The 15,457-nt window shown below is 38.9% G+C and carries 12 protein-coding genes; 7 read left to right on the top strand and 5 right to left on the bottom strand.

What is annotated here, in order from left to right:
• Positions 1–37 precede the first annotated feature (37 nt).
• The 3 genes from rsfS to ACVWYG_RS12870 all read left to right on the top strand — a co-directional run bounded on the left by rsfS (position 38) and on the right by ACVWYG_RS12870 (position 3,273).
• The gene (gene rsfS, locus ACVWYG_RS12880; protein WP_457270638.1) at positions 38–412 is read left to right on the top strand and encodes a ribosome silencing factor; all 375 of its coding nucleotides are present in this window, start codon (positions 38–40) and stop codon (positions 410–412) included.
• Positions 413–436: 24 nt separating this feature from the next.
• Positions 437–2,542, top strand: a complete 2,106-nt coding sequence (gene ftsH / locus ACVWYG_RS12875; protein ID WP_457270637.1) for an ATP-dependent zinc metalloprotease FtsH — start codon at positions 437–439, stop codon at positions 2,540–2,542.
• Between the two features lie 86 nt (positions 2,543–2,628).
• Entirely contained in the window at positions 2,629–3,273 is a 645-nt protein-coding gene (locus ACVWYG_RS12870; protein WP_457270636.1) for a LutC/YkgG family protein, read from the top strand.
• A 100-nt stretch (positions 3,274–3,373) separates the two neighbouring features.
• Here the strand turns inward: ACVWYG_RS12870 and ACVWYG_RS12865 are convergent, their stop codons facing one another.
• From ACVWYG_RS12865 to ACVWYG_RS12850, 4 genes are all read right to left on the bottom strand, one after another.
• A complete protein-coding gene (locus ACVWYG_RS12865; protein ID WP_457270635.1) occupies positions 3,374–3,829 on the bottom strand; it encodes a hypothetical protein in 456 nt (151 codons plus the stop codon).
• A 96-nt stretch (positions 3,830–3,925) separates the two neighbouring features.
• On the bottom strand, positions 3,926–4,534 hold the full coding sequence (locus ACVWYG_RS12860) for a superoxide dismutase (RefSeq protein WP_457270634.1): 609 nt from the start codon (positions 4,532–4,534) through the stop codon (positions 3,926–3,928).
• A gap of 97 nt (positions 4,535–4,631) precedes the next feature.
• On the bottom strand, positions 4,632–5,099 hold the full coding sequence (locus ACVWYG_RS12855; RefSeq protein WP_457270633.1) for a nucleoside deaminase: 468 nt from the start codon (positions 5,097–5,099) through the stop codon (positions 4,632–4,634).
• A 20-nt stretch (positions 5,100–5,119) separates the two neighbouring features.
• A complete protein-coding gene (locus tag ACVWYG_RS12850) occupies positions 5,120–5,458 on the bottom strand; it encodes a tRNA-binding protein (RefSeq protein ID WP_457270632.1) in 339 nt (112 codons plus the stop codon).
• 166 nt (positions 5,459–5,624) lie between these two features.
• On the opposite strand from ACVWYG_RS12850, the gene ACVWYG_RS12845 reads away from it, so the two are divergent.
• Entirely contained in the window at positions 5,625–7,316 is a 1,692-nt protein-coding gene (locus tag ACVWYG_RS12845; protein WP_457270631.1) for a sodium/sugar symporter, read from the top strand.
• Positions 7,317–8,146: 830 nt separating this feature from the next.
• Here ACVWYG_RS12845 and ACVWYG_RS12840 read toward each other — a convergent pair.
• Entirely contained in the window at positions 8,147–9,694 is a 1,548-nt protein-coding gene (locus tag ACVWYG_RS12840) for a trypsin-like peptidase domain-containing protein (protein ID WP_457270630.1), read from the bottom strand.
• Between the two features lie 293 nt (positions 9,695–9,987).
• Between ACVWYG_RS12840 and dapF the strand changes: the two genes are divergently transcribed.
• From dapF to ACVWYG_RS12825, 3 genes are all read left to right on the top strand, one after another.
• Positions 9,988–10,782: a diaminopimelate epimerase gene (gene dapF / locus ACVWYG_RS12835; protein ID WP_457270748.1), complete on the top strand. Its 795-nt coding sequence runs from the start codon at positions 9,988–9,990 to the stop codon at positions 10,780–10,782.
• A 280-nt stretch (positions 10,783–11,062) separates the two neighbouring features.
• Positions 11,063–12,232 carry an efflux RND transporter periplasmic adaptor subunit gene (locus ACVWYG_RS12830; RefSeq protein ID WP_457270629.1) on the top strand — a complete coding sequence of 390 codons (1,170 nt, stop codon included), beginning with the start codon at positions 11,063–11,065 and terminating at the stop codon, positions 12,230–12,232.
• 37 nt (positions 12,233–12,269) lie between these two features.
• Complete coding sequence (locus ACVWYG_RS12825) at positions 12,270–15,452, top strand: efflux RND transporter permease subunit (protein ID WP_457270628.1); 3,183 nt, start codon at positions 12,270–12,272, stop codon at positions 15,450–15,452.
• The last annotated feature ends 5 nt before the right edge of the window (positions 15,453–15,457 follow it).

The following is a 15,457-nucleotide window of genomic DNA, read 5'->3' as shown; positions in this document are numbered from 1 at the left end:
AGTAACGGGATTAATATTCCAAAATTAAATCATTTTAATGGTAAAAAAGAAAATTGTAACCCTTTCTACATATCTTTCTGAATTGGCTATAGAAGGCATTCAAGAGAAGAAGGGCGAAGATATTGTACGTTTAGATCTAAGAAATATTCATTCATCAGTAGCAGATTTTTTTATTATTTGCAGTGCCAATTCTGGTACTCAGGTAAAGGCTATTGCCGACAGTGTTGAAGAACAAGTTTACAAAAAGATTCAAGTAGATCCCAGACATAAAGAAGGCTTTGAAAATGCAGATTGGATTATATTAGATTATTTTGACGTAGTAATTCATATATTTAAAACGGAGAAACGCCAATTTTATGGCATAGAAGAGCTTTGGGGCGATGCAGAAAGCACAAATTATAAAAGTGCGTAGCCTTAATTTAACATTGATATTCAAATGAGCGATAATAAAAAAGTAGTAGAGAAGAGAAAACCGGGAAGTCGGATTCCAAATATTCCAAAGAAGCCTCAAAAAGGGCCAAAGTTTAATATTTTTTGGGTTTATGCGGCCATTATTATAGCTATCATTGGGGGTCAGTTTCTCCTATCGGGCGATAGCAGTAAAGAAGTAACGTATCAGACTTTTGAACAAAAAATGCTGCTTCAAGGCGATGTTCAAAAAGTTGTCGCCTACAAGGCAGACGATTTGGTAAAAGCGGAAGTATACATTAAAAAAGATAAATTAGGTAAGGAAGAGTATAAGCAATATCAAAACAATAGCAGTTTTGGCGGAGCTACGGCTGGCCCAACGGTATACTTTAACGCTGGCTCCATGGATCTGCTGGTAAAGCAATTGGCAGATTCGCAAAAAGAACTTGCCGCAGATCAGCCTCGAGTTTCTGCTGAGATAACAACTAAAAATAATCCTTTGGCAAGCTGGTTTTTAACCATTATTGTCCCTGTGTTGCTGTTGATAGCCTTCTGGGTGTTCATTATGCGCAAAATGGGCGGTGGCGGTGGCGGTGGCGGTCAGATTTTTAGTATAGGAAAATCTAAAGCGACCCTTTTCGATAAAGAAAGCCAGGTGAACACCACATTTAATGATGTTGCTGGCCTGGAGGAAGCTAAACAAGAAGTGATGGAAATCGTTGATTTCTTAAAAAACCCATCAAAGTATACAAATTTAGGAGGGAAAATCCCAAAAGGCGCTTTATTGGTTGGCGCTCCGGGAACTGGAAAAACACTTTTGGCGAAAGCGGTTGCCGGCGAAGCCCAAGTGCCTTTCTTTTCTTTATCTGGATCTGATTTCGTAGAAATGTTTGTTGGTGTTGGAGCATCGCGTGTGCGCGATTTGTTTAAACAAGCAAAAGATAAAGCGCCATGTATCATTTTTATAGATGAGGTTGATGCAATTGGCAGAGCTCGCGGTAAAAACGGTATGATGGGTGGAAACGATGAACGGGAAAATACACTAAATCAACTCCTAGTTGAGATGGATGGTTTCGGAACCGATTCTGGAATTATCATTTTAGCAGCAACTAACAGACCAGATGTACTCGATTCGGCTTTGCTCAGACCAGGTAGATTCGACAGACAAATTTCTATAGACAAGCCTGATTTGGTCGGTAGGGAGCATATTTTTAAAGTGCATTTAAAACCGATCAAAATCGGAGAGCAAGTTGATGCAAAAAAACTTTCTGCACAAACACCAGGTTTTGCCGGGGCAGAAATTGCCAATGTGTGTAACGAAGCAGCATTGATAGCCGCGCGGAGAAACAAAACGGCAGTCGATATGCAAGATTTTCAAGATGCAATTGATAGAGTTATTGGTGGTTTAGAGAAAAAGAATAAAATTATTTCGCCTGAGGAGAAACGAATTGTTGCCTATCATGAGGCTGGCCATGCAATTGCTGGTTGGTTTTTAGAACACGCAGATCCCCTGGTAAAAGTATCCATTGTTCCACGCGGTATCGCAGCCTTGGGTTATGCTCAATACCTACCGAAAGAGCAATTTCTATATACCACAGAGCAATTGCTTGATGGAATGTGCATGACATTGGGCGGTCGAGTTGCTGAAGACATCACTTTCGGTAAAATTTCTACCGGTGCGCAAAATGATCTGGAACGAATTACCAAATTGGCTTATGCAATGGTTACCATTTATGGTATGAATGAAAAAATTGGAAATGTGTCATTCCATGATCCTCAAAATGAATATAATTTCAATAAACCTTATTCAGAAAAAACCTCTGAAATGATTGATGTGGAGGTTAGAAGTTTAATTGGAGATGTGTATATCAAAACAAAACAATTGCTTCTTGATAAGCAAGAAGGCTTAGAAAAATTGGCTCAAAAATTATTGGAAAAGGAAATTTTATTTCAGGCAGATTTAGAAGAGATTTTAGGCAAACGCCCCTTCGATAATAGAACAGCTTATGATGAGTTTGTTAATGGAACTGGAGATCAAACACCTGCTGCAGAGGGATTGATCCACGACGGTGTAAGTGATACAGACATTAATAAAGATGTTGCTGACATAAATAATGCAACAGAAATTAAATAGTTATTCGATGCAAAATCGTAAGTCGATGCAATAATATATAAGTGTTAACCCTAAGCTTTTCGGCTTGGGGTTTCTATTTTTTTATCATGAACAACATTACCACTTCTAAGGAAAAAATACTTAAGAAAATTAGGAAGGCCTTGTTGGAAAAACGAGAAAATCCATATCCTAATTTAGAAGATAACAATTTATATAAGGCTACCGATGAAGCTTTGGAAGTACTATTTGCGGAACAGTTAACCGAAGTTGCTGGCAAATTTATTTTTTGTGAGGATGGAATAGAATTTATAGAAAACATGCTTCAATTGGCTGACAAGTTTAGCTGGAGAAAAATGTACTGTTGGGAGCCAGAGTTACAGGCGTTCTTATCAAAATATGAGTTTCCGTTTTATCAAACCGACAAAGATTTTGAACATGCTGAGGTTGGGATAACCCTCTGCGAATCGCTGATTGCGAGAAATGGAAGTATTTTGGTTAGCAACGGAAACGCTGCTGGCAGAAGGCTTAGTATTTATCCGCACAATCACATTGTGGTCGCCAGAACAAGTCAATTGGTTTTAGATTTGAAAGACGCTTTTCTGCATCTGAAGAAAAAGTACGACAACCAAATTCCATCTATGGTAAGTGTAATTACGGGGCCAAGTAGGACTGCCGATATAGAGAAAACATTAGTTTTAGGTGCTCACGGACCAAAAGAGCTCTTTGTGTTTTTGGTTGATGACTTTACCTAAAAAGTAAATAGAGATTCAAGAACGCTAATAATTTAACAAATGGCAGCACGGGGATGTGATGTTGTTAGAAAATTTACGGAGACCGTTTTTAGTTCAAATTTTATTGGTGGTTATTTTTAACGGAGTCTGGTTTAATCAATAAACCTCTTATATCGCCTTCAACCTCTGGCTCTTTACCTTTTTTGCGCTTTTTGGAGTCTGGGGTAATGCCACGCAGGCGCTCTTCAATTACTTTATCAAATTCAGTTTTTTGATCGCCTTTTAAAACATCCCTAATGTTGGCATTGGTTTCATTTTGAATTTTATAATACTTATCCGCATCATCATCTTTAGGAGTTCCAGCCTGCTGTCGCTTTATCATTTCCGATTGCTCTTTAGCCTGAGCATAGGTAAACCGATAGATTACACTTTTTTGGGTGTCGTTTAATTTTAATCTCGTAGTCAAATCATCAACATTCTTTTTTGCTGTCTCTGCAGGAGTTGGCATCTTTTGTTGAGCTTGTGTCGTTAAACCTAAAAGAATAACTGCAAAAAGAATTAAAATTAGTCGTTTCATTATTTCTAAAATTATTTACAAAGCTACCGATAATTAAGAAACAAAAAAAACCCATGAGTTCTGCACTCATGGGGTATTAAAATTTATGTTGTCTTATTATAAGGCCTTTTTGTAAAGTTCGGCCACCGCATCCCAGTTTACTACTTCCCAAATAGCAGCTAAATAATCTGGACGCTTGTTTTGGTATTTTAAGTAATATGCGTGCTCCCAAACATCAATTCCGAAAATTGGCGTTCCTTTAACATCTGCAACGTCCATTAAAGGATTGTCTTGATTTGGTGTAGATGAAACCTGAAGTTTTTTATCAGCACCAACAGAAAGCCAAGACCAACCGGAACCAAACCGCGTGGCACCTGCTTCTTTCATTTTTGTTTTAAGGTCCTCAAATGACCCAAAAGCTTCTTTAATGGCATCGCTAAGTTCACCAGTTGGCTCTCCACCTTTGTTTGGCCCCAATACTTTCCAAAAAAGAGAATGATTGTAATGACCGCCCCCATTATTACGTACTCCAGCTGGATATTTAGAAATTTCCTTTATCAAATCTTCAATAGCAATGTTTGCCTCTGGTTTACCTTCTAACGCTTTATTTAAGTTGGTAACATATGCTTGATGGTGCTTATCATGGTGTATTTCCATGGTTGTTTGATCAATTTGCGGTTCTAGCGCATCTGCAGCGTATGGTAACGCTGGTAATTCAAAAGCCATAATATTTATAATTAAGTTTATTAAAATGATTCGTTATTAATACAACAAAGCTACAGGCCAATTGTTCTTTTAGGTTAACCTAGCCATTTGCCAAATTTTAGCGTTTATTTTTAAAAAAGTTTTGCATCAACCTAGCACACTCTTCTGCTAGAACGCCTGAAGTTACCTGTGTTTTGGGGTGTAGTAAATTCGACCCCTTTGTTGAGTACCCAAACTTTTCTTCTCGGGCGCCATAAACAATTCTCGTAATTTTAGCCCAAAAACTCGCACCTGCACACATCACACAAGGCTCTAAGGTAACATATAATGTACAATCTGTTAGGTATTTTCCACCTAGCGTTTGCGCAGCAGAGGTAAAAGCCTGCATTTCAGCGTGAGCGGTAACATCGCCCAGTTTTTCAGTTAAATTGTACCCTCGACCAACAATTCTATTTTTACAAACAACTATGGCACCTATGGGAATTTCGTCTTGCGCAAACGCATTCTCTGCTTCTGCTAGTGCCATTTTCATGTAATGCACATCTCCGGCATCGGAGTCTTTGTCTTCAAAACTGAAAAAAGTCATGCGCAAATATAACAAATCGTCTACACCATTCTGTTCCCATTTGGCACCTTTCTATCAACCGTGGCTAATATAATCTTTCCATGTTCGTCTTCAAAACCTGTTATTAAAAATTCCGACATGAATTTCCCAACCTGCTTGGGAGGGAAATTAACAACACATAGTATTTGCTTTCCCAATAGGCTTTCTTTGGTATAGTGTTTTGTAATTTGCGCGCTACTTCTTTTAATTCCGAGCGCACCAAAATCGACCGTTACTTTAAAGGCTGACTTTTTAGCTTCAGGAAAGTCGTCCACCGCTAGCACCGTTCCAACTCTAACTTCTATAGCTTCGAAATCAGCCCATTTAATTTCCTTTATCATGTTCACCACTTTTTTATTAAACGCTCAGTTATTCAAATAATATAGCACCAACCAATCAGTCTTAAAAAATTACAAGTAGGTTTTTACATTAAAAATTTACATTCGTGTTATTTTGATTGATGATTTTCCTACATTTAGCGCTCAAAACCAAAATAAATCTATACAAATGAACCACAAATTACTAGATACAAAAGACTATATCGTTTTTTTTATCTATTTCATCATTGTTTCAGCATACGGTCTATATGTCTACAATCGCAAGAAAACGGTAAACGCGGGCTCCAAGGATTACTTTTTAGCAGAAGGATCTCTTACTTGGTGGGCAATCGGCGCTTCTTTAATTGCATCAAATATTTCTGCTGAGCAGATGATTGGCATGAGTGGTTCTGGCTTTAAACTCGGACTCGCCATATCTGCCTACGAGTGGATGTCGGCTGCAACGCTTATTGTTGTGGGTATATTTTTTATGCCTGTTTACTTAAAGAACAAGATTTTTACAATGCCGCAATTTCTCAGCGAACGTTACAATAAGAAAGTTGCTATGATTATGGCGGTTTTTTGGTTGATGTTGTACATTGTGGTAAACCTAATGTCTATTTTATATTTGGGCGCCTTGGCCATAAGCGGCATTTCGGGAATTAGCGTTACGTTTTGTATTTTAGCTTTAGCCATTTTCGCCATTTTTATCACGCTTGGTGGAATGAAAGTTATTGGCTACACAGATGTAATACAGGTCTTTTTCTTAGTTCTAGGAGGTTTGGTTGCAACTTATATTGCTTTAAATCTAATCTCTGGAGGCAAGGGAATTACCCAAGGTTTTTCTATGCTACATAATGGAGCAAAAGATCATTTCCACTTGATATTTCAAAAAGACAATCCGAATTACATCGACCTACCAGGATTGAGCGTATTGATTGGTGGTATGTGGATTGCCAATCTAAACTATTGGGGTTGTAATCAATACATAACGCAAAGGGCGCTAGGTGCATCCCTGCCGGTGGCTAGAAAAGGGCTTTTATTTGCTGCCTTCCTAAAAATGTTGATGCCGCTGATTGTTGTAATTCCCGGAATAGCGGTTTACTACATGGTAAAAAACAACGTAAGCGGAATAGATCCAAAAGATATGCTTACTTCCACCGGTGTACAAGATGTAAATAAGGCTTATCCGGCATTGTTAACGCTGCTTCCTGTTGGCTTAAAAGGCTTATCCTTTGCCGCATTAACCGCAGCAATTGTTGCTTCTTTGGCTGGAAAAGCAAATAGCATTGCAACCATTTTTACCCTCGACATTTACAAAAAAGCTTTTAACCAAAATGCCTCGGAAAATAACTTGGTCAATACCGGGAAGGTAACTGTTGTGGTGGCTATGATGTTGGCCGTTTTGCTTTCACTAATGCTGGGAGATGCTTTAATGGGAGAAGGAAAACAGGGATTCCAATACATTCAAGAATATACTGGTTTTGTTTCTCCAGGTATTTTCGCCATGTTTATTTACGGGTTCTTCTGGAAAAAGACCACTTCAAACGCAGCATTATTTGCAACTATAGGTGGGTTTGTTCTTTCGGTTATTTTAAAATTATTGCCGGGTTATGTAGACTTATCCCCTTTATATAGCATTGGTTGGGCAGTAGCAAATCCTGCTGGTGTTTTCGAAATTCCATTCTTGGATAGGATGGTCATTGTATTTGCAGTTTGTTCTATCGGGATGTATTTTATAAGCATATATGACCACAAAAAAGGCGTAGTTACCAATGGCCTCGAAATCGATTCTAAAATGTTCAAAACATCGACTGGCTTTGCCATTGGATCATTCATCATCATCGCCATGTTGGTTGCGCTTTATAGCGTGTATTGGTAGCATTAGATACTTTATAAACAATCAAGCTTCTTGCGATTTGCAAGGAGCTTTTTTTATTAAGTTCCCTACCTGCCGCCTGGTTTCCATCTCCGGGTCTATTATTTGGAAGTTTATACGGTTTTTCAGCGTCGTGAAGATGTTGCACCTCTTCCTTGGCGCTACGTCGAAACGATGATGATTTGGATTTTGCATTTCAAATGGTATTTATATTAAATGGGTTTTTCGGGGATTTTAAACATGGTCCAAGCCAAATTTTGAGTGCACATTCATAATAGTGGAGATAAAATATAGTGTCATCATTTGTGCGTGTCCAAAGCTGTGCAAGGAGTCGGGTTAACGCTGCAAATCCTAGCCCATACCTCGCTGTGCGATTTTAGCTCATATCCCTCACGCACATTAAAGGCATTCAGTAATCGATATTATAAAGCAATGTCCGTTAATTTACGGTCTCAAGTTTTTCCGTATATCCCCATTTTTCAATTCGAATTTTTATGTCAAAACATCGACTTATATGACAGTGGCTTTGCGTTAAGGATAGGAATGGAAATCCTTTTGCGAGGGACGAACAAAAAGATTGCAAAGGATAGCCTGACCCGAGCGCTGGGAAAAGCGGGGACGAGGGTAACGCCCAAATCATAGCGCTAATTACCGTTATGATTTTAACAATATTGTATATCTTTCGTTTGAATCATGCATTTATAAAAGCATCGTTGGCGCGAAGAGAGAAAGCGGCTATGATTTTGTAGCACAAAAACACGATACTCAAAAATTAACCTAACAAAAAAGCAGCGGAAAACTTCCGCTGCTCATAAAATTAATTTATTCTAAAATTACTGGGCCGGGAAATTGTAATTAAAGGTACCTTGGCTTGTAACACCAGAAATGGCAACCATCTTTCTACTGTTGTTTCCTAATGCTTTTTGAACGTCTTCCGCGCTATTAACCATTTGTCCGTTTACTTTCGTAATCACCAATCCTCGGGTTACGCCTACATTATCGAACACTTTGCCGGGCGCAACGTTAGTTACCACTACTCCGTTGCCAATTCCTAAAGCTGTCTTTTGCTCCTTGCTAGCCGGGGCGAAAGTAGCACCTAATTTATCAACAGCCATACCAGTAGATTCAGCACTGCTTTTGGCAGTCATCCCCATACTAGCTTCTCCCTTAAGCTGAACTGTAAAATCCTTCAATTTTCCGTCTCGCAAAATGCTTAATTTTACTTTATCGCCAGGATTTAATCTTCCAACCCTTTCCTGCAAATCAGGTGAGTCATGAATCACTTTACCATCTACTTCTTTGATAATGTCTCCAGTTTTGATGCCGGCTACTGCTGCGCCGCCCCCTGCAACTACATCGCCAACATATAAACCGCTAACTTCGTTTGTTTTTATGCCGTCTGGGTTGTCGCTGCTCAAAGGTGTAAAACTCACCCCTATATAACCTCTTTTTACCTTACCATATTTCATAAAGTCGTCTACCACTTTCTTAGCCAAATTGATTGGTATTGCAAATCCATATCCTTGGTTGTAGCCACTTTGAGACGCAATTGCAGAATTTATACCAATAAGTTCTCCATTTGCATTTACCAATGCACCACCACTATTTCCGGGATTAATAGCGGCATCTGTTTGGATGAATGCTTCAATGCCAGCATTTGGAGCCGCTTGTGGCCGCTTTCCAGTACGCATGTATTCTTGATATTCCTCTTCGGTCATTTGTTGCCCTTGCTGTTCGCGACCAATAATCCCGATGCTGCGGTTCTTAGCGCTAACAATCCCGGCCGTTACGGTGGTGTTTAGATCTAATGGATACCCAACAGCCAACACCCACTCGCCAACTTTCACGTTATCTGAATTACCCATTTTTACCACGGGTAAGTTTTTTTCATCAACCTTAATTAAAGCCAAATCAGTATTAGGATCTCTTCCAATAACCTTGGCCTCCACTTTACGTCGGTCTGTTAAAATCACCTCAACTTTACTGGCATTTTCCACCACATGGTTATTGGTCATGATGTAGCCATCAGGACTGATGATTACTCCAGAACCAGATGCCGCGCTTGGCATGGCTTTCGATTGTCTGCCGCCACCACCAAAAAAGTCGTTAAAAAAATCTGATTGAGAATCTCCGCCTTCACTTTTCTTTGCTGCATAAGTTGTTCTAATGTGCACAACACCGGGTGCCACCGCTGCGGCCGCTTCGGTAAAATCTGCTGCTCCAGATGACGAAACTTTTAAAGGGTTGTTTGCAAAATACACTTCCTGTTTTCCAGAAATGGTATCTGCGTTTTGATTACGCTCTAAAAGCTTATATCCGCCAAGAGCTGCCGCACCTCCAATAAGTGCCGCTAAAACTGAAATTCCAAGTATTTTTTTCATTGTTTATTGATTATTTATTTGAAACAAGCAAAAAATGCAATAGACGGCTCAAGCATACTATTGTAATTTATGCAAAGTCTCTCTGTGTGATGAGTAATTTGCAAATGTGTTTTTTTATCTAAACTTTAAAGGAAATGAATGTTTTCTACCTTTTTCAGCTCAAAGTTGATACCATATTAACGATATTTGACAAAAACAAGCACTGTTTTTGTGTTAAATAATGTTAAATACCAATGCTTTAACATGGAACTGTATTACTTCGATTAAATGTCGATTAAAATAATGAAGAAATGATGAATCTCAGTTTTTATAAATATCAGGGTGCCGGTAACGATTTTGTATTGATTGACAATAGAAATGGAGCGATTAAAATACTTGACAAAGAACAAGTTAACCGTATTTGCGACAGGAGGTTTGGCATAGGGGCTGATGGTCTTATGTTGTTAAACGCCCATAACGAATATGATTTTGAAATGAAATATTACAACGCTGATGGAAATTTAGGCAGCATGTGTGGAAACGGTGGCAGATGTATTGTTGCGTTTGCCAACAATTTAGGAATGATACAGGATGAAACCACATTTTTGGCAGTCGATGGTCCCCATTATGCCAAAATTGCAGCGGAAGAGGATTGGGTAAACCTACAAATGATCGACGTAGAGACCATTACGCAAATTGAAAATGCTTTCGTAGTTAACACAGGATCTCCTCATTATGTAATAGTGCAAAATCATCTAGAAAATTTTGATGTATACACCGCTGGAAAGACTATTAGAAACAGTCCCATGTTTATTTCAAATGGAATAAATGTGAATTTTGTAGAAGAAAAAGAGGATGGCTATTTTGTTAGGACCTATGAGCGCGGTGTAGAAGATGAAACCTTCGCCTGTGGTACAGGAGTAACAGCGGTAGCACTTGCGATGGCAAAACTAAAAAATCAAATGGGACAACAAAATACCAATATAACGGCTTTGGGAGGCTCGTTGGAAATAGAATTTAATTACGATGGCGAAAGATTTACCGACGTCTTTTTATGTGGCCCAGCCAAGGTTGTTTTTCAAGGAAAAATTCAAATGGCATCACTTTGATGGAAATACTTCTCAGTTGAGGGTTGACTTCCTGCATTTTTCGATAAAACAATGCTTGTCGCAAAATAATTACACAGAAATTTTAAAGCACTAAAAAACAAAACAGGCCCTAATCGGTTATAACCGCTTAATGGGGAAACTTTATCAATTATTTTGTTAATCAAACGATTGATTTAATGACTAAGATTTAACTATAAAATCTTTCAAACCTCTTATTTTTGCGCAAGATTTTTAAGATCCCCTTGCACTTTAACAACAGAATTATTTAACACCCCTTTGTATGAAACAGAAATATGCGCTTTTAATGCTTTTTACTATAAGTCTGCTGCTTTCGGCTTGTGCCAATAAGGATAAAGCAGCAGCAGGCAATGCAGGAGCACCAACTGGTCCTCAGGCTTTTCCGGTTATTCAAATAGCATCGCAACAGACTACTTTAAACTCAGACTATCCTGCTACAATAGAAGGTATTCAAGACATTGAAATTAGGCCAAAGGTTGATGGTTTTGTAGATCATATTTATGTAGATGAAGGCGCCTCAGTTAAAAAAGGCCAATTGCTTTTTAGAATTAAGGCGCCGCAGTATGAGCAAGAAGTTCGAACTGCTGCAGCTGCGATTAGTAGCGCTCAGGCAGATGTAGACGCGGCGAAATTGCAGGTTGCTAAGACCAAACCTTTAGTTGATAAGGACATTATAAGCAAGTACGAGCTTGATGCTGCCCAACTTGCGCTTCAATCTAAACAAGCCGCTCTAGCTCAGGCAAAGGCAGCATTGGCAAATGCTAAGGTGAATTTAGGTTATACGTCAATAACAAGTCCTGTAGCTGGTGTTGTTGGCAGCATTCCATTTAAAACCGGCAGTTTGGTAAGTAGTAGTAGCACAGAACCCTTAACTACCGTATCTAACACCTCTAAGATTTACGCTTATTTTTCTCTAAATGAGAAGCAGCTTCTAGATTTCTCAAAAAAGTATAAGGGAAGTACGTTGAAGGAACAAATGAATAATATTCCTCCGGTGAGCTTAATACTTGCTGATGGAAGTACTTTTGATAAACAAGGCCATATAGAGTCTATAAATAGTCAGTTAAACACCAGCACCGGCTCTGCTAGTTTAAGAGCTACTTTCTCAAACCCAACCTATCTACTTAAAACCGGTGGAAGTGCACTTGTGAGAATTCCAACAATGATTGACAGCGCCTTATTAATTCCACAAAAATCAACGGTAGACTTACAGGGCAAAAAATTTGTATACGTACTGGGCGATTCTTCTAAAGTGGTAAACACAGAGATTGAAGTGATGGATTTAACTCAAGCCAAATTTTATGTGGTTACGAAAGGATTAAAAGCAGGGCAAAAGATTGTGTTAGAGGGATTCCAAGGGTTAAAGGATGGAACGAAGATTAAGCCGCAAGAGAAGAATGTAGACTCAGTTTACAAGGAAATTAGAAAATAACGGCAAAAAGTGGGTTTTAAAACAATAAAAAAATAGCATGTTCAAGCAATTTATTCAAAGACCAGTACTTTCTACTGTAATTTCTATCATCATCGTAATACTCGGTGTTTTGGGATTGAGTAGTTTACCGGTAACACAGTACCCAGAAATCGCCCCGCCAACGGTGCGGGTTTCGGCTGCTTACGCAGGAGCCAGCGCCGATGTTGTGCTCAGTAGTGTTGTTGTACCGTTAGAAGAAGCGATAAATGGGGTAGAAAACATGACCTACATTACTTCTTCGTCCAGTAACGATGGTACTGCATCGATCACTGTAAACTTTAAACTTGGTACCAATCCAGATATTGCAGCGGTAAATGTTCAAAATAGGGTTGCCCAAGCAACTAGTCTTCTGCCCGCCGAGGTGACCAGAGCAGGAGTGATTACGGCGAAAGCACAGGCTAGTAATGTGCTTATTTTTGGTATTTACAGCGATGACCCCTCTTACGATCAGAAATTTTTGCAGAATTATGCAAACATTAACATTATTCCGCAAATTAAGAGAATAAACGGAGTTGGAGATGCTACAGCCTTTGGCACATTAGATTATACCATGCGTATTTGGCTAAAGCCAGATGTGATGGCTAGTTATGGTTTAGTTCCCAGCGATATAAATGCTGCCTTGGCAGAACAAAATATAGAAGCGGCTCCAGGTCAATTTGGCGAAGAGGGCGATCAAGCTTTCCAGTACACTTTAAAATATACAGGTAGGTTAAAAGATGAGCAACAGTTTAGCAACATCATAATTAAAGCAGATAAGAAGGGTAATATTTTACGATTAAACGATGTGGCGCGGATAGAACTTGGCGCGCAAAGCTATGGAAGTACGGTACAGCTTGATGGAAAACCCGCATTAGGTATAGCAATAAACCAAACAGCCGGATCCAATGCAAAGGAAGTGATAGACAACTCGATTGCTGCATTGGACAAGGCCCAAGAGAGTTTTCCTAAAGGTGTTCACTACAATACACTTATAAATGTCAATGATTTCCTTAGCGCTTCCATCGACAAAGTGGTTCATACTTTAGTTGAGGCTTTTATATTGGTGTTTTTAGTAGTATTTATTTTTCTGCAGGATTTTCGGTCTACCCTGATACCTGCAATTAGTGTCCCGGTGGCGATTATAGGTACCTTTTTCTTTTTAGGTTTATTTGGTTTTACCATTAACTTACTAACGTTATTTGCATTAGTATTGGCCATCGGTATTGTGGTTGATGACGCCATTGTCGTCGTCGAGGCCGTCCATGCAAAGCTAGATGAAGGCTATAAAGATGCTACAAAAGCATCGATAGATGCAATGGACGAAATTAGTGGAGCTATTATTTCCATCACCTTGGTTATGGCTGCGGTGTTTGTTCCGGTGAGTTTTATACAAGGTTCTTCGGGTGTTTTTTATAAACAATTTGGTTTAACGCTGGCAATTGCCATTATTATTTCAGCAGTAAATGCACTTACGCTAAGTCCGGCATTGTGCGCGCTGTTTTTAAAACCGCATGAGGAAGATAAGTATGAGAAGAAAACTTTTGTAAATAGATTTTACATTGCTTTTAACACTTCTTTTGACAGCGTAACTTCCAAATATAAAAGGTCTATAGGATTTCTATCAAGGAAAAAATGGATAGTTGGCGTCGGTATCGCAATTTTTGCTGGGCTTTTAATTCTTTTAATGAACACAACCCCAAAAGGATTTGTTCCGGCAGAAGATTTAGGTACAGTATTTTCTGACATTTCTTTGGCTCCTGGAACTTCGAAAGAAGAAACAGCAAAGCTAATTACCCAAATCGATTCTATAGTTAGAGGAGTACCTGAAGTTAGAACTACGTTGAAAATTGTCGGCAGAAGTATTATAAGTGGTTCTGGCAGTTCATATGGAATGGTTATCGCCCGATTAAAGAACTGGGGTGACAGAAAGAGGGATGTTAAAGCTATTGTTGCGGAGTTATTTGCCAAAACAGCCTCTGTAAAAGGGGCAAAAATTATTTTCTTTTCCCCGCCAACCATCTCTGGTTTTGGAAATAACGGAGGTTTTTCATTCGAATTACAAGACAAAACTGGCGGCGCGCTTACACAGTTTAATACTGTAGGAAACCGCTTTCTGGAGGCTTTAAACAAACGGCCCGAAATACAATATGCATCGACGTCATTTAACATAAATTTTCCTCAATACTTAATAAATGTTAATGTAGCCAAAGTTAAGCAAGCAGATTTAAGTGTAAACGACGTGCTAAACGTTCTTCAAGGTTATTACGGAGGCGTATATGCCTCAAACTTTAATAAATTTGGAAAGCAGTTTAGAGTAATTTATCAGGCAGATGCGAAGTTTAGGGCAAATAAAGAGAGCTTAAACGGTATTTATGTGCGTAATGCGGCAGGTATGATGGCACCTATCACTCAATTTATCACTTTAACGCCGGTTTACGGACCGCAGGCCATAACGAGGTTTAACTTATTTACCTCTATTTCCATGCAAGGAAGCCCAAATGCTGGATATAGTACAGGAGATGCCTTGGCCGCTATTCAGCAAGAAGCAAAAAAATATCTCCCAGCAGGATATGGTTACGAATTTTCTGGACTTTCTAGGGAAGAGATTGCGGGTGGAAGCCAAACTGTGTTTATTTTCATGTTGTGTATCGTATTCGTGTTTTTCTTGCTTGCTGCGCAATATGAGAGCTATCTGTTGCCATTTTCGGTACTGTTTTCATTGCCGATTGGTTTGGCAGGAGTATTTCTATTTGATAAGATTTTCGGCATCGACAATAACATTTACACGCAAATTACCCTTATTATGTTAATTGGTCTCTTAGCTAAAAATGCCATCTTGATTGTGGAATATGCCATTGATAGAAGGAAGAAGGGAATGTCTATCGTAGATGCAGCTATTGAGGGAGCTACGGCCAGATTAAGGCCAATTCTAATGACTTCTTTTGCATTTATATTTGGGTTGATGCCGTTGATGTTTTCAAGCGGCGTGGGTGCTGCAGGTAATAAATCCATCGGTACTGGTGCTGTTGGAGGAATGCTTGTCGGAACCATTTTTGGACTATTTGTAATTCCTTCATTATTTATTATTTTTCAAGTGCTCCAAGAAAAGGTGAGTTCAAAATCCCCTTTTAATGAAGGAATTGAGAAAGAATTAACGTTAGAAGAGTATAAAGAAGTTGAGCAAAGACGTAAACATCACTAAAAATT

The organism is Pedobacter sp. UYEF25 (genome assembly GCF_054061655.1).
The sequence above is the reverse complement of the archived record's forward strand: the minus strand, read 5'-3'. Positions and strand labels throughout refer to the sequence as shown.

What these genes read in the sequence shown, in the direction of transcription:
- rsfS (WP_457270638.1), top strand. Translation starts at nt 38, where the DNA reads ATGGTAAAAAAGAAAATTGTAACCCTTTCTACATATCTTTCTGAATTG.
- ftsH (WP_457270637.1), top strand. Translation starts at nt 437, where the DNA reads ATGAGCGATAATAAAAAAGTAGTAGAGAAGAGAAAACCGGGAAGTCGG.
- ACVWYG_RS12870 (WP_457270636.1), top strand. Translation starts at nt 2,629, where the DNA reads ATGAACAACATTACCACTTCTAAGGAAAAAATACTTAAGAAAATTAGG.
- ACVWYG_RS12865 (WP_457270635.1), bottom strand. Translation starts at nt 3,829, where the DNA reads ATGAAACGACTAATTTTAATTCTTTTTGCAGTTATTCTTTTAGGTTTA.
- ACVWYG_RS12860 (WP_457270634.1), bottom strand. Translation starts at nt 4,534, where the DNA reads ATGGCTTTTGAATTACCAGCGTTACCATACGCTGCAGATGCGCTAGAA.
- ACVWYG_RS12855 (WP_457270633.1), bottom strand. Translation starts at nt 5,099, where the DNA reads ATGACTTTTTTCAGTTTTGAAGACAAAGACTCCGATGCCGGAGATGTG.
- ACVWYG_RS12850 (WP_457270632.1), bottom strand. Translation starts at nt 5,458, where the DNA reads ATGATAAAGGAAATTAAATGGGCTGATTTCGAAGCTATAGAAGTTAGA.
- ACVWYG_RS12845 (WP_457270631.1), top strand. Translation starts at nt 5,625, where the DNA reads ATGAACCACAAATTACTAGATACAAAAGACTATATCGTTTTTTTTATC.
- ACVWYG_RS12840 (WP_457270630.1), bottom strand. Translation starts at nt 9,694, where the DNA reads ATGAAAAAAATACTTGGAATTTCAGTTTTAGCGGCACTTATTGGAGGT.
- dapF (WP_457270748.1), top strand. Translation starts at nt 9,988, where the DNA reads ATGAATCTCAGTTTTTATAAATATCAGGGTGCCGGTAACGATTTTGTA.
- ACVWYG_RS12830 (WP_457270629.1), top strand. Translation starts at nt 11,063, where the DNA reads ATGAAACAGAAATATGCGCTTTTAATGCTTTTTACTATAAGTCTGCTG.
- ACVWYG_RS12825 (WP_457270628.1), top strand. Translation starts at nt 12,270, where the DNA reads ATGTTCAAGCAATTTATTCAAAGACCAGTACTTTCTACTGTAATTTCT.